Source organism: Pseudomonas sp. GL_103, assembly GCF_057835175.1.
The window spans coordinates 3,415,544-3,434,943 of record NZ_CM174420.1; the positions used below are offsets into that span (position 1 = coordinate 3,415,544).

The following is a 19,400-nucleotide window of genomic DNA, read 5'->3' on the forward strand; positions in this document are numbered from 1 at the left end:
GATTTCTGCCCATGCAAAGCTTCGACTTCAGCACATTGAGCCCACGGGACAAATACAAGATCCTGATCGGCAGCGTCGTGCCACGGCCGATTGCCCTCGTCACCACCGTCGACGGCGAAGGCCGGATCAACGCGGCGCCGTTCAGCTTCTTCAATGCGCTGTCGGCCGATCCGCCCATCCTCGCCCTGGGCGTGGAAAACTACGGCGATCAAAGCCCCAAGGACACCACTCGCAACATTCAACTCAACCAGGAATTCACCGTGAACATCGTCAGCGATGCCCTGGTGGAAGCCATGAACGTCTGCGCCGTGCCCTTCGCCCCCGGTTTCGACGAATTGACCGCCGCCGGCCTCACCGCCATCCCCGGCACCACGGTCAAATGCCCGCGCATCGGCGAAGCCCCGGTGGCGCTGGAGTGCCGGCGGATGATGGCGCTGTCCATAGGCCAATCCCGGGAGATCATCTTCGGCGAAGTGCTAATGGCCCATGTGCGGGACGAACTGATCGATCCGAAAACCCTGTACATCGATCAGTTGGGGCTGGATGCGATCGGACGCATGGGCGGGCATGGCTATGCGCGCACGCGGGATTACTTCGACTTGCCGACACGTTCGTTGCAGGCCTGGACGGACGCGCCGGGGGGTGGGGAGCGGTTTTGGCCGCTGGCCAAATAGCAGGCACCAACACAAACCCTGTGGGAGCGAGCTTGCTCGCGAAGGCGTCGGCACATTCAATATTAATGTGTCTGATACACCGCTATCGCGAGCAAGCTCGCTCCCACAGGAGTTGCAGCGTTAGTGAAAGTCCCGGCTCCGCACAGTAATACCATCGAGCAACGGGCTCAGGTCACTCAACCGTCCAGCTATCAGATGCCGGACCTCACCCTCCTTCTCCCAGCGCCCATCGACCTTAAGCAACTGCGAGCCGACCAACACCTGGCGCTGCCGCTCGGCCAGGTCGCGCCATACCACCACGTTGACGTTGCCGAACTCGTCCTCAAGGGTGACGAAGGTCACGCCGCTGGCGGTGGCCGGGCGTTGTCGGCCGGTGACCAGCCCGGCAACGCTGACTGGCCGACCGTGCTCGACGTCCAGCAACTCCTTCGAACTGCGGCAGCGCCGCGCCCTCAACTCACCGCGCAACAGGGCCAAAGGATGCGGCCCGAGGGTGGTGCCGACACTGGCGTAATCGGCTTGCAGGTCTTCGCCCACGGTGGGTCTGGGCAACGACACCACATCCTCCTCCAGGCTCGGCAGGCCGGCGAACAAACCCAGCTGCTTTTGTACCCCGGCCACTTCCCAGCGTGCCCGATGCCGGTCGCCAGCCAAGCCACGCAACGCGCCGGCATCGGCCAGTTGCTCCTGGGCGCGGGCATCGAGTCGCGCCCGTTCGCCGAGGTCGGCGATGTCGGCAAACGCGCCTTTGGAGCGTGCCGTCTCGATGCGTCGGGCATCGTCCTCGCGAAAACCCTTGATCATGCGTAGCCCCAAGCGAATCGCCGGTTGCGCACCGGCCATCGGCTCCAGGCTGCAATCCCAGTCACTGGCGCGCACGTCCACCGGGCGAACCTGCAAATGATGACGCCGAACGTCCTGCAGAATCTGGTCCGGGCTGTAGAACCCCATGGGCCAACTGTTGATCAGCGCACAGGCGAAGGCCGCCGGCTCGTGGCATTTCAACCAGCAACTGGCGTAGGTCAGCAAGGCAAAACTGGCCGCGTGGGACTCGGGAAAACCGTAGCTGCCAAAGCCCTTGATCTGCTCGAAGATCTGCGCGGCGAATTCGGCGGTGTAGCCGTTTTTTTTCATCCCGGCGGCCAGCCGTTCCTTGTGCGGTTCTAGCCCGCCGTGGCGTTTCCAGGCGGCCATGGAACGACGTAGCTGGTCGGCCTCGCCGGGGCTGTAGTCGGCGGCGACAATGGCGATCTGCATCACCTGTTCCTGAAACAGCGGCACGCCGAGGGTGCGCTTGAGTACCACCTCCAGTTCCGGTGACGGATACGCCTCCGGTTCTTCCTTGTTCCGTCGCCGCAGGTACGGGTGCACCATGCCGCCCTGGATCGGCCCCGGTCGAACGATGGCGACCTCGATCACCAGATCGTAAAACGTCTTCGGCCTGAGCCTCGGCAGCATCGACATCTGCGCCCGGGATTCGATCTGGAACACGCCGATGGTGTCGGCCCGACCGATCATTTCGTAGGTGGCCGCATCTTCGGACGGGATGGTCGCCAGACTCAAGTCCAGCCCCCGGTGCCGGCGCAGCAGATCGAAACATCGGCGAATCGCGCTGAGCATGCCCAGCGCCAGGATATCGACCTTGAGCAGGCCCACTGCATCGAGGTCATCCTTGTCCCACTGGATGATGGTGCGCTCGGCCATGGCGGCATTTTCCACCGGCACCAGAGTGTCCAGCGGCTGCTCGGAAATCACGAAACCGCCGGGGTGCTGGGACAAATGCCGGGGGAAGCCGATCAACTGCCCCGTCAGGCTCAGCACCCGGCGCAGCACCGGGCTTTCGGGGTCGAAACCGCCTTCACGCAGGCGTTCAACGGGAGGCGTTTCATCGCTCCAGTGACCGCAACAATCGGCCAGGGCGTTGATCTGGTCCGGCGGCAAGCCCAGTGCCTTGGCCACATCCCGTACCGCACCGGCGGCGTGGTAAGTGCTGACCACCGCCGTCAGCGCGGCCCGGGCCCGGCCATAACGCTGGAACACGTACTGCAAGACTTCCTCGCGGCGTTCATGCTCGAAATCGACGTCGATGTCCGGCGGCTCATTGCGCTCTTTAGAGAGAAAACGCTCGAACAACAGTGTCGTGCGATCCGGATCGATTTCGGTGATCCCCAAGGCAAAGCACACCGCCGAGTTGGCGGCAGAACCACGACCCTGACAAAGAATCTGTTGCTGGCGGGCAAAGCGGACGATGTCGTGGACCGTCAGGAAATAGCTTTCATAGCCCAGCTCCGCGATCAGTTGCAGCTCCTTGTCGATCTGCACCAGCACTTCGCTTTTCGGCCCTTTTGGCCAGCGCCACTCGATGCCTTCCTCGGCCAAATGACGCAGCCATGAGGTGGCCGAGTGCCCTTGCGGCACCAGTTCGCGAGGATATTGATAACGCAACTGGCCAAGATCAAAGGTGCAGCGCCGGGCGATGTTCAGCGTTTCTGCGAGCAGGTCGGGCGGATAAAGCGCCTGCAGCACGCCGAGGCTGCGCAGATGGCGTTCGCCGTTGGGATGCAGGCGCAACCCGGCATCGACCACCGGCAGGTGATGACGGATTGCGGTCATGGTGTCCTGCAAGGCGCGCCGGCCGCGCGCGTGCATGTGCACATCGCCACTGGCCACGGGCGGAATCTGCAACTCTCTGGCCAGGGTCAGCAGATCGTTCAGGCGCCGGGCATCGTCCTGACCGCGATGCAACTGCACCGCCAGCCACAGGCGCTCGGCGAAGACCTGTTTGAGCCAGTGGCCCTGTTCAAAGGCATCGACAGCATCCGGCACCCACAACGCCAGCAATCCTGGCAAGGGTTCGCTGAAATCCTCGCGCAGCACCTGGTACTGGCCTTTCTGCGTGCGGCGCCGGGCGCGGGTGATCAATCGGCACAGCGCCTGATAGCCCTCGAGGCTCTCCACCAGCAGCACCAGTTTCGGACCGTTCTCGATGCGTATTTCACTGCCGATGATCAGCGGCAACTCCACGGACTTCGCCGCTTGCCAGGCGCGAACGATGCCCGCCAGGGTGCATTCGTCGGTGATCGCCAGGGCTTGATAACCCTGCTTTTTCGCGCGCTGGAACAGTTCGAGGGCACTGGAGGCACCGCGCTGGAAACTGAAGTTCGACAGGCAGTGCAGTTCGGCATAGTCGATGCTCATGCGAACCAGCCCTGCAACCACAGCGGGCCGTCCTCACCGACCGCCCGGTAGGCCCAGCCCTGTTGACCGGCACGGGTTTCGATCAGGTAATAGTCACGGCGTACGTCGTCGCCGTCCCACCAGCCGGACTCGATACGCTCCGGCCCCATGAGGATGCGCGCCGAGCCCTGATGCACCGCCAGCGGCTCAGTCAGCAGCCAGCCCGGCCGTTTCACCGCGGCCGGCACCGCGCAGGCCTGGCTGTCGGCACTGGCCCGCCATGCGCACTCGGGGCGGTGATCGGCCTGGAAGCGCAGGCCATGCACCGCGTCATCCCCCAGCCGCGCACGCAGGCGTTCGCGCAGTTGCTCCCAGGGCAAGGACTGCTGCGGGCGATCGTCGAACAGTTCCTGATGCTGGGGCACGAAGGTCGGCAAATCCTCGGCGCGCAGGCGAAAGCCGCGCACCGGCGCCTCGACCTGGACTTGCTCCAGCCGCCCCCGGGCCAGTTCGAAGAGCATCGCCGGATCGCGCTCGGCGCTGAGCAGGCCGACCTTGATGAGCGTGTCCGGCAACCCGGCGTGCTCCAGATGCAGGTCGAAACGCTGTACGCCGCTGTCGCGACCACAGAGGAACGCCGACAGGTCGCCGGTCAACCGGCGCAACGGAAACAGCAGGGCTTGATGGGACTGCACATCGAAATTGAGCTCGATACGCACATCGAAGCGGTCCGGCGGCAGGTAAAACGCCAGCGCCAGCCGCCGCGACCCCGACAGGGCATCCAGATGCTTGAGCACCTGGGCCTCGAAACGCCGGGCCAGGCTATGCCGGGGCAACGCCTGCACCTGGCTCAAGGTGCGCAGGCCCATGCGCGACAAGGCCGTGGCGACCGGTGCTTCGAGGCCGATCCGGTCGACGGGCATTTGCCCCAGGTGATGCTGCAGGGCTTGATCGTCCGGGACCACCAGACCGTCATAGGCGTTGGCCAGCACCCGCGCCGCCACCGGGTTGGGCGCGGCCACGATGCGGTGCCGAAACCCCAGTTCGCCGAGCTCACGGCGCAAAAGCGCTTCGAATTGCGGCCAGGCGCCGAACAGGCCGAGGCTGGATTCGATCTCGAACACCACGGCCCGGGGGTAATGCACGCTGACCTGGGAACTGAAGCGATAGGCCCAGGCGGCGAGAAACTGCTGCCAGTGTTCGATTTCAGCGGCGTCGTATTCGGCCGTGACAAAGCCTTTGCTCAAGGCCTGTGCCACGCTCATGGACTGGCCGGGACGCAAACCCAGCGCCCGCGCCGCACCGTTGACGGCCTGCAGCACCCGGCGCTGGGCCGGGCCGGTCAGCAACGCCAGGGGTTCATCGGGATCGGCGCGCTGACGCAGTACCGCGTCCAGCGCCAATTGCGGGAAAACAATGCAGACCCAGCGCATGGCAACCTCAATGCCCCACGGCGAAGGCAATCGGCGCCGAACGGACCAGGCCGCCGCGGCACTTGAGCACGCGCAGTTGTGCCGGCCGGGCATCGATGGCAATGCGCAGGGCCGCCGGCGAAGGGTTGACCGCTTCACCGAGGGGGCGATAGGCGAAGGCCAGGGTCTGGCCGGTTTCCGCCGCCACCTGCAAGCGGCGCAAGGCGCGGTCATCGGCCTTGTGCGGCCAGCACAGCACCGCCCCGCAACTGCCCGAACGCAGGCATTGTTCCGCGGCCCACAGCGCATCTCGCTCGCTGGCCTGGATGATCGACAACTGCCGCAGATCGACCCCGGCGCCCTGCCACGCCTGGGGATACGGCACATAAGGCGGCGCCACCAGCACGATGCGCTCGCCCGCCGCCGACAGCCGTGCCAGCGTCGGCCACACCAGTTGCAGCTCGCCCACGCCCTGCCCGGCCAACAGGATCTCCGTCAACGCCGCCTCCGGCCAGCCACCGCTGGGCAATGCGGCGTCCAGCGCGGCATGCCCGGTGGGTTGCGGGCTGGCAGCCGGTGGCGCAGGCCGGCCCTTCCAGAGCTGGCCGCCATTGAACAGCGTATCCAGCGCAACGACGGCACCCATCAGCCTTGCCTCACCAGGCCACAGAACACGCCTTCGATGGCCAGGTCCCGGTCGGCCTCGACAATGATCGGCTGGTAGGCCGGGTTGCGTGGCAGCAGGCGAACCACATCGCCGACCCGCTCGAAGCGCTTGATGGTGACTTCGCCGTCGAGCCGCGCCACCACGATCTGGCCATTAACGGCCTCGGGGCTGCGGTGCACGCCCACCAGGTCGCCGTCGAGGATGCCGTCCTCGATCATCGAATCACCCCGCACCCGCAACATGTAGTCCGGCACCCGCGAGAAGATCGACGGATCGAGCAGCAAGCGGCTGTGCACCTCGGCATCGGCACCGATCGGCGCACCAGCCGCCACCCGACCAAGCACCGGGATGTCCAGCAACTCGGGACGCGGCGGCTGCCCGAGCAGGCGAATGCCCCGGGCCTGATGGGGGTTGACCTCGATAAACCCGGCTTCAGTCAGCGCCAGCACATGCTTGCGCGCCACGCTGCGGGAGGCGAAACCGAACGCCTCGCTGATCTCGGCGAGGCTCGGAGGCTGACCGTGCTCGGCGATGCGATCGCGGATAAAGGTCAGGATGGCGGTACGGCGGGGAGTCAGAGTCGTCATGGAGTACATTTGTACTCTTTTGGCTTTTTCCTGGCAAGGGCCGTCAATCATCCGATGGCAGAACCGATAACCTGTGGGAGCGAGCTTGCTCGCGATGGTCTTTCATTCAACATGTGTGTCGACTGACCGGGCCTCATCGCGAGCAAGCTCGCTCCCACACTGGATTTCAGTGATTCAAGGGGTGAGTTGCGCCAGATACTCCCACGGATAAATCCCCCGCTCATGCCCATCGCTGAAGACCAGTTGCAGGCCATACCCCTGGCGTGAAACTCGATAGCCCGCTGATGTAAAACCAAGCACTCCTTACTCGAACAAAACGGACGATCAAAAAATAAGGTCTACCGTTCGTCGCCTTTCTAAAAAAATTAGCATCTGAAGAAAATAAAAATCCATAAAAAAAGTGCAAAACGCACATTTACTCCTACAGAAATATTTTACTCAACATAGCAAGATCATTTCTACTTGCCGAAAACTAAAATACAGATTCAAAAAGGAATTCCACAGTCCCGCACTGTAAATCATCCACACTAAAACAAAACCAAACCGCCAAGGCTCCTAACATCATGTAGGACGCATCTTAAAAAGATGTAGGACCACCCCTACATCACAAAATCCTCTCACTTGCACCCAACACTAAAATCAACTAATCCTTGCAACACCACTTAATATCAAGTGGCAAACACAACGAGTAAAAACAAAATGAAAAACAACGAACTTGGAAAAGTGCTATTCAATTTTAGAAATGATGTTGGATCGAGCCCCAATCCGCAAGTCGCTGGTGGCTCCGGAAGTGCAGGAGGTTGCGGGGGCAGCGGTGGATGTGGTGGGGGTGGCGGATGCAGCGGTGGTAGTGGTGGGGGAAATGGTGGCTGTGGCGGTGCAGGAGGCACTGGCGGTGGTGGCACCGGTGGCTGTAGAGGTATGTAGTTGAAACAGATAGTAAAACTCTCTGCTAACTTTCAAAGTTAAAAGGATCTTTCAAAGTGAAAGGTCCTTTAGGAGGAGATAAATGCAACTGATATTTTCAGAATTTGACATTATAAACCTACCAAATGAATCACTAATAATATCTACCGATGGAGCATCAAAAACCGATTCAAAAAAACTATTAATCGTACTGCAAGAGCTAAAAAAACAACAATCACCCAAAATATCAAAAGCACTATTCGACAAGGTGGTATCCGCCCAAAAACCACCACTAAAAGAAACTTATACGTTCTTGAATTTCGCCATTGGACTAAAAAATCAACCATCGGAGATACACTTCAAAAAAGTATTAATAGCACATGACTGGAGCAACCGAGAAGAATTCGAAGCAATCATTGATCAAGAGGTAAAATTCGATCACGAAATAGTGAGCGATATAGATTCCTTAATTGACCGAGCCAGAGGCAATGCACTTCTAATTAAAATAATTTGCATGCAATACAACTACTCAAAACTTAAAGATCTATACTTTTGTTTAGCAGACTCGTCTCCGAGCAGTGCCATCTCAATAGCGTACTTAAGCGGAGATGTTTTTCGTATAAGTCAACCATACATCCCAAGCATTGGAAATCCCTGCCATTTTTGCCTTGTAGAGAGACAATTGAATTATGAAAAAATCAACGAAAGTCGAAATTCCTGGTCTGCCTTGTTGAATTTTTGTGTTGACCGAAACATTACGATACCTGCGCCAAACCTAAGCTTGTTGCAGAGAAATCTTGCATTAGGTGCTCTGACAAAAAAAATCAAACTCCATACGGAGCATAATCAAGGCTTCAGATACCAAGACAACTCTCTTTCATCAATGACTGTAGATTTAAACAGCGGACTGATTACGGAAGAATTGAGCCCTCACTGGCATTCCTGTACCTGCCTGAGATCTAAACATGAAAAATATTCCACATGATTACTATCTGAAATTCCTCGATCAGAAAGTCATTGAGGATACCCTGGAATTCCACAACAAAGGCAACTTCACCATCCATGACTGCGTTCAAAACATTTCCTTACTGCACAACCTTCCACCACAGCTACTTTCAGATCTAACAGGTAACGAACTGCAATTATATCCCGATATGGATATCACTACGAAAGGGGTGACACTCGAAGCACTAGAGCCTACAAGCCCTTTACATCGAAATCAATCATGCGATTTTTTCGACGATCGAGACATAACATTCGAGTCAATAAAGCAATTAATCAGCCCACTATTAAGAACTGGCGAAAACACTTATAAAAGAGGATACCCTAGTGCAGGAGCACTATATTCGGTAGAGATATTCTGTTGCTCCCTATCTCCTAAAAATACATGGCCATGTCCTGAAAAAGTATTACACCTACTACCACACTCAAGAAAATTTGAAATAATACAGGGAAGTTACGACGCCAGTTTAATAAAAGAGGCCATTTTGCCCATGGGAAGCAAAATTGGAAACCCCAGTTTAGCTATAATTTATGTAATGTATATGCCAAAAACGTTAGTCAAATATCGTTATCGCGGGTACAGATTAGCGCTAATGGAAACCGGATCAATATATATGCTAGTAGATCTTCAGTGCAAACATTTAAATATCAAAAGCCGTCAATGGTCTGGGTACACCGACAACATGCTGTGTAAGGCCATCGGATTGAATCCAACTCTATTTTTTCCTGCATGTGTACACTTGATAGGAGGCTAAATTGAAAATTTCAAGTTACAGCAATGATCCCTCACTACCTGCGGAAATGTGGTGCCAACCCCCATGTATTTTCGACTTCCCTTTTTGCACGGAGATTGGTGATCAATGGAACTCAATAGGCTCAGGGATTGGCACAAGTTCAACATCAATAAAAACAGCTCTAGGCGAATACTTCGAGAGGCGTCACTTCTATTTAGAAATATTACCCGACAGCTTTTCGACCTTAGAGAATACTCTTACGCCAAAAGAGGCCGAAAAATTCATTAAAGCTTTCAGTCAAACCGATATGAAAAACATAGACTTAGCAAACCTTGCAAGTCGCAAATTCAACATGAATTCAGCCATACGCATTTCTGATTTTTCATGCTGCTCAATTCCGACTGTATGTATCTCTCTGACCCACCATAACAGCGACGACGACAACATCTATCCAAGCCGTGACACTTGTGGATGCAGCTTTCACTGGAATCCAGAGTTCGCCGTTCTTGGTTCAATTAAAGAATCACTAGAACGCCAATTTCTCACTCGATTCTGGCTAACCAAGCAATGTACAGGAACGATCAAACCGGCCGAGATATTAACCACGATAAAAACACTCCCCTCATATGGCCTATACAATGCACTTATAAAATCAGGACAACTATTAACAATTGACATTTCTGATGAAAATTTCCCAGGAGTTTGCCTGTTAACAGTTTATGGAAACAATGACCCAGATAGAAATGTTCACTACTGCGCAGGAATGTCTTACTCAGAAAATCGAGCAGAAGCATTGAACAAGTCTATTCTAGAGCTATGGCAAACATTTCGATTCATGAATTTATTCAGCGTTTTACACGGCAACCCGGACTCTCTTAAGGACTCCTATATCCGCCACTTCGTAAAGTGCAATCACTATAAAACGTTCGAAGAAATAACTTCACAACTAAATTACTACCCACAAACCTCACACAACAAAAGCCCACACTGCAAATTGGATACTGAAAATCTGATTAAATGTTTGAGAAACAAAAACCTCGAAGGATACCTCTATATAAAAACAACCAAAATAGATGGAGCCAACTACACATTCTGCAAATTCACTTCGCCATCATTATTTATGCACATGAACAACTCAGCAAACATAAACTTAATTAACGATTATTCAAGCTCCTTTCGCTTCAAAATATACAATGAAAGAAAAGAAACAATGGTTCCATTCCCATAGAGAAACCAATCATGACTAAGAATATTCTGCCCAGAGTTCTCACCCTAACGTCCATATTCATGAAAGAACAATTAAAAGAACCCATCGCCTTGTTCTGGATCATGATATCACCCTGTGCGATGTTCTACTTTTTTGCAGCAACCAGACAAGACCCCAACTATTTTTCGAGCAACTACATTACGATTTCGGCATGGTTTTATGCCTACATCTCTTCAAGTGTCGCATTATTTGGATTCGCCTTTTACATAATCGGAAGAAGGGAAAGCGGATTCACCCGATCATTTATTTACTCCAAGGAATCGAAACTGATTTTTCTTTTATCGCACTTCATTGCCTACTCGTTAATATCGATATCTTATTGTGCAACCTTTTACTTAACGACCAAATTCCCATTTGGAAACCATGCCTTCAATGAACTATTGAATATAGCACTACGCTTTTACATCTGCTTTATCATGTTTTGCACTTTCGGGGCTGCATTCTCATTGCTACCGATCAACTTTCAGAACTCGAATACTTTGCTTTCCATTTTCTCGTTCTGCATGCTGATTCTCGGTGTAATGAGTGCCAGCAGATCAAACCCCATCACCGACGCTTTGAACCTCGCAAACCCACTGACACTTGCTAGCCAGATAATGGAACAAGGTCTTGAATCCAACAAATTCATCACGACAGCAATAATTCTTTTATTTATTTCAGTACTGCACAGAACGTTCAAGCACCTAAGAATCAATCCCGTATGGAGCCGATACTGATGAAAAAATTCACGGCGCAGAGCATTGACTTCTCCTATCCAGACAACCCCCTCTTGACCCAGGCATCTCTTGAGGTTGCTCAAGGAGACATTGTCGGCATTCTGGGGCCCAATGGATCTGGAAAAACAACTTTTTTCGATATCGTCTGTGACCTTAAAAAAGCAAAGTCCGGCTTCATAAAAAACGACTTCAGTCACTTTTTATACCTTTCTCAAATCATCTCCACTCCCCCACCGCTGCGCATGCGTGACATTTTTAAAATGGTGACTGCACTGTCATCAAGCGAGCCCATGACACAAGATAAAACCCTGAGAAAACTAAGTGCGTGGAGCCCTGCGATAGTTGATCGATATCAAGACATATGGAACAAAAAATCATCGCTATGCAGCTACGGAGAGACACGCTGGTTCTTTACTCTCTCTCTTCTTTCAATTTCTGCAGACTTCGTGATTCTAGACGAGCCTACTGCCGGTGTAGATCCAGAGTTTCGTAGCTATATTTGGCAATGCCTTCACGGCGCCGCCAGGGAGGGCACCGCCATTCTGGTTTCATCGCACAATGTTGATGAGGTAATTAACCATTGTGATTATTTTTATATGATTAGCCAGCAACGCTTCAATCGCTTTGCCAATGGTAGTGAGTTCATGCAAAAGTATGGAGTAAAGACTGTGGACGATGCGTTTATCCGAGCCGTTACTGAACCTGTATTCGTAACATAAGCAACTGGAAGCGCACACGGGGGAGCTGCCGCAGACCGCGACAACTCCCGATGAGGAATGGAGTTCGATTCAGTCGGTAAGTCCAGCAAGATAAGCCCACGGATAAATCCCCCGCTCATGCCCATCGCTGAAGACCAGTTGCAGGCCATACCCTTGCGAGTGCAACTCGATCACCTGAACCCGCTCATCCACCAACGGCGCCATCCCCCGCAACCGAAACGCCCGGCACTGCGAGCACGGACACTGCCGGCGCAGATCAGCATGTTCGAACACCTGTTCGCGCCCATCCGGCCAGTTCAGGCGCAACTGCTGTTTGCTGCGGGAATTGCCAATCGCCAGCGGGTTCATTGCAGTTGACTCAAGGCAATGCGCACGGCCTTGCGCACTTCAGGGTCGCCGTCGTCTTGTGCGTCCTGCAATACCGCAATGGCCCGTGGGTCGTTCAATTCGCCCAGGGCCAACGCGGCTTCCTTGCGCAGGTTGCTGATGCGGTGGCCGAGGGTGTCGATCAGCGCTTCGAGCGCCGGTACAAAACGCAAGCGACCGAGGCTGCGGGTGGCGCGCAGGCGCACTTGCCAGTAATCGTCGCCCAAGGCGTCGATCAGGGCCGGGCCGGCGTCGAGGTGGCCGACCTTGCCCAGGGTGGTGGCGGCTTCTTCGCGGACTTGCCAGGCAGCGTCGCGCAAGGCCTGGCGCAGGGCCGGCAGCACCTGCGCGTCAGACGCCAGGCCCAGCGCCCCGGTGGCGGCGCGTCGCACTTCGGTGTCCGGGTCAGCGCTGGCCAGCCGCGCCAAGGCTGGCAAGGCATCGAGTTGCTTGAGCCAGCCGAGCACGCCCACCGCCTCGCGGCGCACGCTGGCGCTTTCATCGTCCAGTGCCCGGGCCGCCGCAGCGGCGGCATCGGGGCAACGCAACTCGCGCAACGCCCTGAACGCGGCGATGCGCACGCCGCTGTCGGCGTGCCCGGTCCACGGCAGGATGACCCGGCCCGCCGCCTCACTCTTGAGCAGGCTGAGGCTTTGCGCAGCGGCCACCTGCACCGCCGGGGATGGATCCGTCAGGGCCTGGCACAACGCTTCGACCACCGGTTCGTCCTCCCAGGCTTCCAGCAACCGCGCGGCTTCGGCGCGAACCTCTGCAGTCGGGTCTTCGGCCAGCCGATCGATCAACCACAGCAAGCCGTCCGGCTCCTCGAGATCGGCCAGTTCGATCAGCGCGATCCGGCGCACGCCGGGGTCGTCATCGGTCAGGCGCGGTTGCAGGACAAGAATGTCGTCGTTATCGGTTACATCGAATAGTGAGGTCATAGGGCAAACCGCGGCAGTTTGTTTTCAAGGGGAAGTCCGAGCGGGTTGAGACGCGGCAGTTGCCGGCCGTCTTCGTGCCGCAGGAGTTCAAGGCAATGGCGCTTGAGTTGCGAAAATTCAGGGCGGGTCATCAGTTCCGTGCTGCGAGGACGGGGGAAGTCCAGGCGCAGGTCTTCGATGATGCGCCCGGGGCGCGAGCTCATGACCAGCAGGCGATCGGCGAGGAACAGCGCTTCGTCGATGTCATGGGTGACAAACACCACGGTGGTGCGGATGCGCGTCCAGATGTCCAGCAGCAGTTCCTGCATGTTCAATCGGGTCAGGGCATCGAGGGCACCGAAGGGTTCGTCCATCAGCAACAGGCGCGGACGGTTGACCAGCACCCGGGCGATTTCCACCCGTTGCTGCATGCCGCCGGAGAGCTGGTCGGGCCAACGCCCGGCAAAACCTTCGAGGCCCACCAGGGCGAGGATTTCATCCGCCGCCTTGTGCCGTTCGGCCTTGCCGATGCCTTGCATTTTCAAGCCAAACGCCACGTTGTCACGCACCGTACGCCACGGAAACAGCGTGTGCTGCTGGAACACCATGCCGCGCTGGGGCGATGGGCCCGACACCGGCGCGCCATCCACGTTCAAGGTGCCGGTGCGCGGTTGCAGGTGGCCGGCCAGGGCGCCGAGCAAGGTCGATTTACCGCAACCGGACGGCCCGAGAATGCATACGAACTGCCCCGGCTCGATCTGGCAGTCGAGTCCCTGCACAGCTTCGAAAGCAGTGTCGCCCTCGCCCAGGCTGATCGACAGCCCGCGAATATCGATACGCCCTTCCAGGTGTTGAAAAACGCTCATCAGGCTTTTCCTCGCGTTCGATGCCAAGGCGTGAACAACCCGCCCAGACGCTTGATCAACAGGCTGCTGCCCATCCCGAGCACGCCGATCAGCAACATGCCGACCACGATGTCGGCGTAGTTCTGGATGGTGTAGGACTCCCAGGTGTAATAGCCGATGCCGAATTGGCCGGAGATCATTTCCGCCGTCACCAGGCAGAACCACGAGGTGCCCATGCCGATGGCCAGGCCGGTGATGATGCTGGGCGCGGCACCCGGCAGAACGACCTCCAGCAGGATTGCCCGGCGTCCTGCCCCGAGGCTTTTCGCCGAGGCGATCAGCCGTGGGTCGACGCCTTCGACGCCGTGCACGGTGTTGAGCAGGATCGGGAACAGTGCGCCGGTGAAGGTGATGAACACCATCGACAGCTCCGACGAGGGAAACATCAGGATCGCCAGGGGAATCCATGCCACCGCCGGGATCGGGCGCAGCACTTCCAGGGGCGGCAACAACAGATCTTCGGCCCATTTCGAGCGGCCGATGGCCAGGCCCAGGGCCAGGGCCACGCCGATGATCAGCGCCGCGAGGTAACCGGCGAATACCCGGCCGAGGCTGCTGCCCAGGTGCTGCGCGAGCTTGCCCGAGTCGCCGAGGCCGAGGGCGGCTTCAATGACCGCCACGGGTGTCGGGACATTGGCGAAGGTCACCAGGCCGAGGTTCCAGTGGTGGCTGGCGGCGAGTTGCCAGAATAGGAGGCAGAGCAGCAAGGATGCGGCTCTGGGGATCCAGCGTGAATAGGATCGGTACACAATTATTCCTCTGAACCCTGGACCCTGTGGGAGCGGGCTTGCTCGCGAAAGCGGTGTTTCAGTCAACTCAGATGTTGAATGTTGAACCGCATTCGCGAGCAAGCCCGCTCCCACACTTGCCCGAGGGGGTGCTTGGGATTAGCGAACAGCCACGGCCTGCGCAGTGGCATCGGTAAAGTCGAGGACCTTGCCGCCCTGCGCCGTGGCGAACTGTTGGGCCTGGCCTTTGAGCAGGAACGCGCTCAGCCGCCCTTTCCCGTCGGTGGCAAACCACGCCTGATCCGCCAGCAACTTGATCCCGTTGTCGCTGGCCTGGGCGTACACCGCGCGGATGTTCTTGCCTTCCTGTTTCAGCGCTGTCAGCGCGGTAAATGCCGACTCCGCCGAGGCGTACTGGCGGACTTTCGGCTCACCGCGCACCCAGATTTCCGCCACGTGGATGAAGTCGGTGATGGCTTGGCCGCTGGCGGCATCGACGGCTTTGAGCGGCGTCTGCCCGTAACTGGCCAGTTGCGCGCTGTAGTCGAGGTTCGAGGCCTTGAAGGCGGCGCGGATGTATTGGTCGTCGATGAAGGTGTTGAGATCCAGACCGCGATCGGCCTTTTTCAACAACTTGAGGGTATCGATGGCGGTGCCCACGGCCTGACGGTATTCCGGCTTCCAGCTCAGGTCGCGGGTCTGCACACCGAGGGGGCCATGGAACAGGTAATTGACCTCGGCATCGACTCCGGTGACCTTGGCGATCAACTCGCTGTACTTCTCCGGCTCAGCCGCCAGCAACTGGTTGGCTTCGATACTCGCCCGCAGGTAAGCGACGACGATTTCCGGGTACTTCTTCGCATAGGCCTGATCGACCAGCGCACCGTGGAAGGTCGGCGCGTTGGCCTGGGCGCCGTCATAAATCTTGCGGGCGAAACCCCGGCTGGGGAACAGTTCGGCGAAGGGCACAAAGTCGGCATGGGCATCGATCTTGCCGGCCTGCAAAGCGGAGCCGGCGACTTCCGGCGGCTGGGCGATGATGTTCACGTCCTTGAGCGGGTCCCAGCCCTGGGCCGCGACGGCGCGCAGCAGCATGCCGTGGGCGGTGGAAGCGAACGGCACGGAAATGGTCTTGCCCTTGAGTTCTGCCAGGGACTGCACGCCCGATGCGCTTGGCACCACGATGCCGTTGCCGCTGCCCTTGATGCTGCCCGACAGCACGCTGATGAACAGGCTGTGCTTGCCCGCCGTTTCGAACGCCACGCCGTTGAACGCGCCGGGGAAGTCGGCCATGGCGCCGAAGTCGAGCTTGCCGGCCACCATCTCGTTGGTCAGGGGGGCGCCGCTAGTGAAGTTTTTCCACTGCACCTCGTATTGGGCATCTTTATAGGGGCCATCGTGGGGCAGGTATTTGTCCAGCAGCCCGAGTTCGCGAATCAACAATCCGCCGGCGGCGCAGTTGATGGTGGTGTCCTGGGTGCCGATGGCAATGCGGATGGTTTCGGCCGAGGCCGACAGGGTGAATGAAGCCAGTACCAGACCGGCCAAAGCTGCACGCAACATCATGAGTGTTTCCCCTCGAATCATTTATTGGATGTTCGTCTCCGCCACGATCAGGGCGCGGTGGGAAACGAGGGGTGTCTTGAATCAGGCGTCCGGTGGTGGCCGGATGGCTTTAAATATTATTTGAGCTGGCCCCGTTCCACTGTGGGAGCGAGCTTGCTCGCGATGGCGTCCTTTCAGTCAATGGAGATGCCAGCTGTGCCGGCCTCATCGCGAGCAAGTCGAATCGTCGCACCGCCGCTCCCACATGGACTGTGTTTCAGCGCAGCAGGTACGGGATCTCGACTTTCACCGCCCCGGTCGGGCAATCCTTTTCACAGGGCATGCAGTACCAGCATTCATCGAACGCCATGTAGGCCTTTTGCGTGGCCGGGTTGATCGCCAGCAGGTCCATCGGGCAGACGTCGACGCACACGGTGCAGCCTTTGTGGGCGATGCATTTGTCCTCGTCGACGGTGACGGGGGCGTTGGAACGGAAGAAGATTTCCTGGGCTTGATAGGCCATTTCACGGTCTCTCTTGAGTGATGCTCAGGCGGCATCCGCGCCGACCCGCAGCCGGTCGTAGGCCTGCATCTCGTCGGCATCCAGCGGGATGATGTAGGGCTCGACGGCTTTCTTGAAACTGCTCATCAAACCGTTTTCGTCTTTCTTCAGGTGGCAATGGCAGAACCAGTCGCGGTCGTTGCGTTGCGGGTGATCGACGCGATGGTGGTAAAGCCCCCAGCGGCTTTCGGCGCGGAACAATGAAGCCCGGGCGGCCATCTCGGCGCAGTCGCGGATCATGCTGACTTCCATGGCACGCATCAGCTCGTGGGCGTTGTGGGCCTTGATCTGGTCGAGGTCGCGCTGGATGTCGCTGAAGCGTTGCAGGCCGATCTGCATCTTCTTGGTCACTTTCGGCGGTTGCAGGTAGTCGTTGACGAAGCGTCGCAGCTTGTATTCGACCTGGGCCGGTGGCAGGCCGTACTCGCGATCCAGCGGTGCGTAGACCCGTTGTTTTTCGGTTTCGATCTGCCGCGCATCCAGTGCTGAAAATTCACGCCCGGCAACAAAATCCGCTGCGTTGTTGCCAGCGAACCAGCCATAGGTGAACGCGCCGAGCATGTAGTTATGCGGCACGGCAGCCATGTCCCCCGCCGAATACAAGCCCTTGACCGAGGTCTCGGCCTTCTCGCTGACCCACACCCCCGACGCCGAATGCCCGCTGCAAAAACCGATCTCGGAAATGTGCATTTCGACCATCTGCGTGCGGTAGTCGGTGCCGCGATTGGCGTGGAACTGGCCGCGACTCGGACGCTCGTTACTGTGCAGGATCTCTTCGATGTTCTGGATGGTTTCCTCGGCCAGGTGATCGAGCTTGAGGAACACCGGGCCATTGCCGCTTTCCAGCTCCTGATGGAACTCCCACATCATCTGCCCGCTCCAGTAGTCGCACTCGATGAAGCGTTCGCCCTTGTTGTTGGCGGTGTAGCCACCCAAGGGGCCGGTGACGTAGGCGCAGGCCGGGCCGTTGTAGTCCTTGATCAGCGGATTGATCTGGAAGCATTCCAGGTTCGCCAACTCGGCCCCGGCGTGGTAGGCCATCGAATAGCCGTCGCCGGCATTGGTCGGGTTTTCGTAGGTGCCCATCAGATAGCCCGAAGACGGCAACCCCAGGCGTCCGGCCGCACCGCAGGCGAGGATCACCGCCTTGGCCTTGATCACATGGAAGTCAGCCGTACGGCAATCGAAGCCCATCACGCCGTTGACCGCGCCCTCTTCATCCGTCAGCAATCGGGTGCAGACCAGGCGATTGGTGATGCTCACCCGCGCCCGTTTCAACTGCCGATAGAGGACTTTCTTGATGTCGTGCCCTTCCGGCATCGGCAACACATAAGCGCCCATGTGGTGAACCTTCTTCACCGCGTAGTCGCCGGTTTCGTCCTTCTCGAATTTCACCCCCCAGCGGTCCAGTTGTGAGAGGGTCTCGAAGCTGTGGGTGGCATAGGCGTACACCGCGGCCTGATTGACGATGCCGTCGTTGGCGATGGTGATTTCCTTGGTGTACTGCTCCGGCGTCGAGTGACCGGGAATGATCGCGTTGTTCAGGCCGTCCATACCCATGCTGATCGCGCCGCTGCGCTTGACGTTGGCCTTGTCGATCAACAATACCCGCAGGTCGCGGTTGCGTTCCTTGGCCTTGATCGCCGCCATGGGGCCGGCGGTGCCGCCGCCAATGACAACGATGTCGTATTCCTGCTCCAACGTGCTGCGCGTCATGCCTGCTCCCCTTTTTGCCGGTCGATCCGCAGGCGGTACTGGAAGGCATCGCCACGGTAGAAAAGGTGTTCGAAGTCAAGCGGCCAACCGTCGACATCGTGGGTCAAGCGTTCGATGCGCATGATCGGCGAGCCGGGTTCGACGCTCAGCGCCCGAGTCAGGTCGCTGTCGGCCAGGACCGCATCGATGGCCAGGTCAGCGTGCCCCAGGACCAGGCCGCAGTCGTTTTCCAGGATCTGAAAAATGTCACGGGTGACCAGGTCGGCTTTTTCCAGGCGCTCGCCAACGGCCTTGGGCAAGTAAGTGACCTCCAGGGAAATCGGCTCGCGATTGATCAGGCGCACCCGTTTGATCTGCGCCACGACCTCGCCTTCGGCCACCTGCAAACGCTCGGCGACGAGCTTGTCGGCGGCAATGAACTTGAAGCTGCGCAGGCGGTTGATCACCTCATAGCCGCGACCGGTCATGGACTCGGCCAGGCCTTGCAGGGTGCTGACGTTCTGGAAGGTTTTCGGCTTGGCGACGAAGGTGCCCTTGCCGTGGATCTTGAAGATCAGCCCTTCCTTTTGCAGGTCGCCCAAGGCCTGGCGAACGGTGATGCGGCTGACCTTGAACAACGCGCCAAGCTCGCTTTCGGAAGGCATCTGGCTGTCTTGCGGGTATTCGCCGTCGAGGATGCGGGCGCGCAGCACGTCTCGCAGCTGGGTGTGCAACGGGACGCTGCTCAGGGATAGAACGTTATCGGTCATGGCAGATCACTTGTTATAACGAGTTATGACGTGATCTTAGAGAGGTTA

Annotated in this window: 19 protein-coding genes and 1 pseudogene; 7 read left to right on the top strand and 13 right to left on the bottom strand. The window is 57.8% G+C overall.

Annotated elements, in window-relative coordinates; all coding sequences use genetic code 11:
• The first annotated feature begins 11 nt into the window (after positions 1–11).
• A complete protein-coding gene (locus AC3IP0_RS15390; RefSeq protein ID WP_007973324.1) occupies positions 12–674 on the top strand; it encodes a flavin reductase family protein in 663 nt (220 codons plus the stop codon).
• Between the two features lie 120 nt (positions 675–794).
• On the opposite strand, the gene AC3IP0_RS15395 is transcribed toward AC3IP0_RS15390, so the two are convergent.
• The 5 genes and pseudogenes from AC3IP0_RS15395 to AC3IP0_RS15415 form a co-directional block, all read right to left on the bottom strand.
• Positions 795–3,893, bottom strand: coding sequence for an error-prone DNA polymerase (locus AC3IP0_RS15395; RefSeq protein WP_489325161.1), 3,099 nt, complete (start codon positions 3,891–3,893; stop codon positions 795–797).
• Positions 3,869–5,284: a Y-family DNA polymerase gene (locus AC3IP0_RS15400; protein WP_489325163.1), complete on the bottom strand. Its 1,416-nt coding sequence runs from the start codon at positions 5,282–5,284 to the stop codon at positions 3,869–3,871. Before AC3IP0_RS15400 ends, AC3IP0_RS15395 begins: the two co-directional genes overlap by 25 nt.
• Before the next feature lie 7 nt (positions 5,285–5,291).
• On the bottom strand, positions 5,292–5,909 hold the full coding sequence (gene imuA / locus AC3IP0_RS15405) for a translesion DNA synthesis-associated protein ImuA (RefSeq protein WP_489325166.1): 618 nt from the start codon (positions 5,907–5,909) through the stop codon (positions 5,292–5,294).
• Positions 5,909–6,526 carry a transcriptional repressor LexA gene (gene lexA, locus AC3IP0_RS15410; protein ID WP_347906995.1) on the bottom strand — a complete coding sequence of 206 codons (618 nt, stop codon included), beginning with the start codon at positions 6,524–6,526 and terminating at the stop codon, positions 5,909–5,911. The genes imuA and lexA overlap by 1 nt, the downstream gene beginning before the upstream one ends.
• A 165-nt stretch (positions 6,527–6,691) precedes the next feature.
• Positions 6,692–6,787 (bottom strand): annotated as a pseudogene (locus tag AC3IP0_RS15415) (gamma-butyrobetaine hydroxylase-like domain-containing protein); the annotation flags it as partial.
• 478 nt (positions 6,788–7,265) lie between these two features.
• Between AC3IP0_RS15415 and AC3IP0_RS15420 the strand changes: the two are divergent.
• From AC3IP0_RS15420 to AC3IP0_RS15445, 6 genes are all read left to right on the top strand, one after another.
• Positions 7,266–7,448, top strand: a complete 183-nt coding sequence (locus AC3IP0_RS15420; RefSeq protein WP_414872959.1) for a hypothetical protein — start codon at positions 7,266–7,268, stop codon at positions 7,446–7,448.
• 78 nt (positions 7,449–7,526) lie between these two features.
• Positions 7,527–8,408 (top strand): McbB family protein, encoded by an 882-nt coding sequence (locus tag AC3IP0_RS15425; protein WP_489325168.1) that lies wholly within the window; start codon positions 7,527–7,529, stop codon positions 8,406–8,408.
• Positions 8,389–9,180, top strand: a complete 792-nt coding sequence (locus AC3IP0_RS15430) for a nitroreductase family protein (RefSeq protein ID WP_489316007.1) — start codon at positions 8,389–8,391, stop codon at positions 9,178–9,180. Before AC3IP0_RS15425 ends, AC3IP0_RS15430 begins: the two co-directional genes overlap by 20 nt.
• Before the next feature lies 1 nt (position 9,181).
• Positions 9,182–10,387 (top strand): YcaO-like family protein, encoded by a 1,206-nt coding sequence (locus tag AC3IP0_RS15435; RefSeq protein WP_489325170.1) that lies wholly within the window; start codon positions 9,182–9,184, stop codon positions 10,385–10,387.
• An 11-nt stretch (positions 10,388–10,398) separates the two neighbouring features.
• A complete protein-coding gene (locus tag AC3IP0_RS15440; RefSeq protein WP_489316009.1) occupies positions 10,399–11,142 on the top strand; it encodes an ABC transporter permease in 744 nt (247 codons plus the stop codon).
• Entirely contained in the window at positions 11,142–11,861 is a 720-nt protein-coding gene (locus AC3IP0_RS15445) for an AAA family ATPase (protein WP_489316010.1), read from the top strand. Before AC3IP0_RS15440 ends, AC3IP0_RS15445 begins: the two co-directional genes overlap by 1 nt.
• Positions 11,862–11,930: 69 nt before the next feature.
• Here AC3IP0_RS15445 and AC3IP0_RS15450 read toward each other — a convergent pair whose 3' ends face one another.
• From AC3IP0_RS15450 to AC3IP0_RS15485, 8 genes are all read right to left on the bottom strand, one after another.
• Complete coding sequence (locus AC3IP0_RS15450; protein WP_489325171.1) at positions 11,931–12,209, bottom strand: DUF971 domain-containing protein; 279 nt, start codon at positions 12,207–12,209, stop codon at positions 11,931–11,933.
• Positions 12,206–13,168: a HEAT repeat domain-containing protein gene (locus tag AC3IP0_RS15455; RefSeq protein WP_489325172.1), complete on the bottom strand. Its 963-nt coding sequence runs from the start codon at positions 13,166–13,168 to the stop codon at positions 12,206–12,208. The genes AC3IP0_RS15450 and AC3IP0_RS15455 overlap by 4 nt, the downstream gene beginning before the upstream one ends.
• Positions 13,165–14,013 (bottom strand): ABC transporter ATP-binding protein, encoded by an 849-nt coding sequence (locus AC3IP0_RS15460; protein ID WP_489316013.1) that lies wholly within the window; start codon positions 14,011–14,013, stop codon positions 13,165–13,167. The genes AC3IP0_RS15455 and AC3IP0_RS15460 overlap by 4 nt, the downstream gene beginning before the upstream one ends.
• Entirely contained in the window at positions 14,013–14,801 is a 789-nt protein-coding gene (locus AC3IP0_RS15465) for an ABC transporter permease (protein ID WP_489325174.1), read from the bottom strand. Before AC3IP0_RS15465 ends, AC3IP0_RS15460 begins: the two co-directional genes overlap by 1 nt.
• Before the next feature lie 138 nt (positions 14,802–14,939).
• Complete coding sequence (locus tag AC3IP0_RS15470; protein ID WP_489325176.1) at positions 14,940–16,346, bottom strand: ABC transporter substrate-binding protein; 1,407 nt, start codon at positions 16,344–16,346, stop codon at positions 14,940–14,942.
• 256 nt (positions 16,347–16,602) lie between these two features.
• On the bottom strand, positions 16,603–16,848 hold the full coding sequence (locus AC3IP0_RS15475) for a 4Fe-4S dicluster domain-containing protein (RefSeq protein ID WP_008050632.1): 246 nt from the start codon (positions 16,846–16,848) through the stop codon (positions 16,603–16,605).
• 24 nt (positions 16,849–16,872) lie between these two features.
• The gene (locus AC3IP0_RS15480; RefSeq protein WP_489325178.1) at positions 16,873–18,603 is read right to left on the bottom strand and encodes a fumarate reductase/succinate dehydrogenase flavoprotein subunit; all 1,731 of its coding nucleotides are present in this window, start codon (positions 18,601–18,603) and stop codon (positions 16,873–16,875) included.
• Complete coding sequence (locus AC3IP0_RS15485) at positions 18,600–19,352, bottom strand: GntR family transcriptional regulator (protein ID WP_489316016.1); 753 nt, start codon at positions 19,350–19,352, stop codon at positions 18,600–18,602. The genes AC3IP0_RS15480 and AC3IP0_RS15485 overlap by 4 nt, the downstream gene beginning before the upstream one ends.
• Positions 19,353–19,400: the final 48 nt, after the last annotated feature.

Bases quoted from the DNA above. Each gene is read 5' to 3' on its own strand.
- imuA (WP_489325166.1), bottom strand. From the start codon at position 5,909: ATGGGTGCCGTCGTTGCGCTGGATACGCTGTTCAATGGCGGCCAGCTC.
- AC3IP0_RS15460 (WP_489316013.1), bottom strand. From the start codon at position 14,013: ATGAGCGTTTTTCAACACCTGGAAGGGCGTATCGATATTCGCGGGCTG.
- AC3IP0_RS15440 (WP_489316009.1), top strand. From the start codon at position 10,399: ATGACTAAGAATATTCTGCCCAGAGTTCTCACCCTAACGTCCATATTC.
- AC3IP0_RS15400 (WP_489325163.1), bottom strand. From the start codon at position 5,284: ATGCGCTGGGTCTGCATTGTTTTCCCGCAATTGGCGCTGGACGCGGTA.
- AC3IP0_RS15485 (WP_489316016.1), bottom strand. From the start codon at position 19,352: ATGACCGATAACGTTCTATCCCTGAGCAGCGTCCCGTTGCACACCCAG.
- AC3IP0_RS15430 (WP_489316007.1), top strand. From the start codon at position 8,389: ATGAAAAATATTCCACATGATTACTATCTGAAATTCCTCGATCAGAAA.
- lexA (WP_347906995.1), bottom strand. From the start codon at position 6,526: ATGTACTCCATGACGACTCTGACTCCCCGCCGTACCGCCATCCTGACC.
- AC3IP0_RS15445 (WP_489316010.1), top strand. From the start codon at position 11,142: ATGAAAAAATTCACGGCGCAGAGCATTGACTTCTCCTATCCAGACAAC.
- AC3IP0_RS15480 (WP_489325178.1), bottom strand. From the start codon at position 18,603: ATGACGCGCAGCACGTTGGAGCAGGAATACGACATCGTTGTCATTGGC.
- AC3IP0_RS15425 (WP_489325168.1), top strand. From the start codon at position 7,527: ATGCAACTGATATTTTCAGAATTTGACATTATAAACCTACCAAATGAA.
- AC3IP0_RS15455 (WP_489325172.1), bottom strand. From the start codon at position 13,168: ATGACCTCACTATTCGATGTAACCGATAACGACGACATTCTTGTCCTG.
- AC3IP0_RS15470 (WP_489325176.1), bottom strand. From the start codon at position 16,346: ATGATGTTGCGTGCAGCTTTGGCCGGTCTGGTACTGGCTTCATTCACC.
- AC3IP0_RS15390 (WP_007973324.1), top strand. From the start codon at position 12: ATGCAAAGCTTCGACTTCAGCACATTGAGCCCACGGGACAAATACAAG.
- AC3IP0_RS15450 (WP_489325171.1), bottom strand. From the start codon at position 12,209: ATGAACCCGCTGGCGATTGGCAATTCCCGCAGCAAACAGCAGTTGCGC.
- AC3IP0_RS15475 (WP_008050632.1), bottom strand. From the start codon at position 16,848: ATGGCCTATCAAGCCCAGGAAATCTTCTTCCGTTCCAACGCCCCCGTC.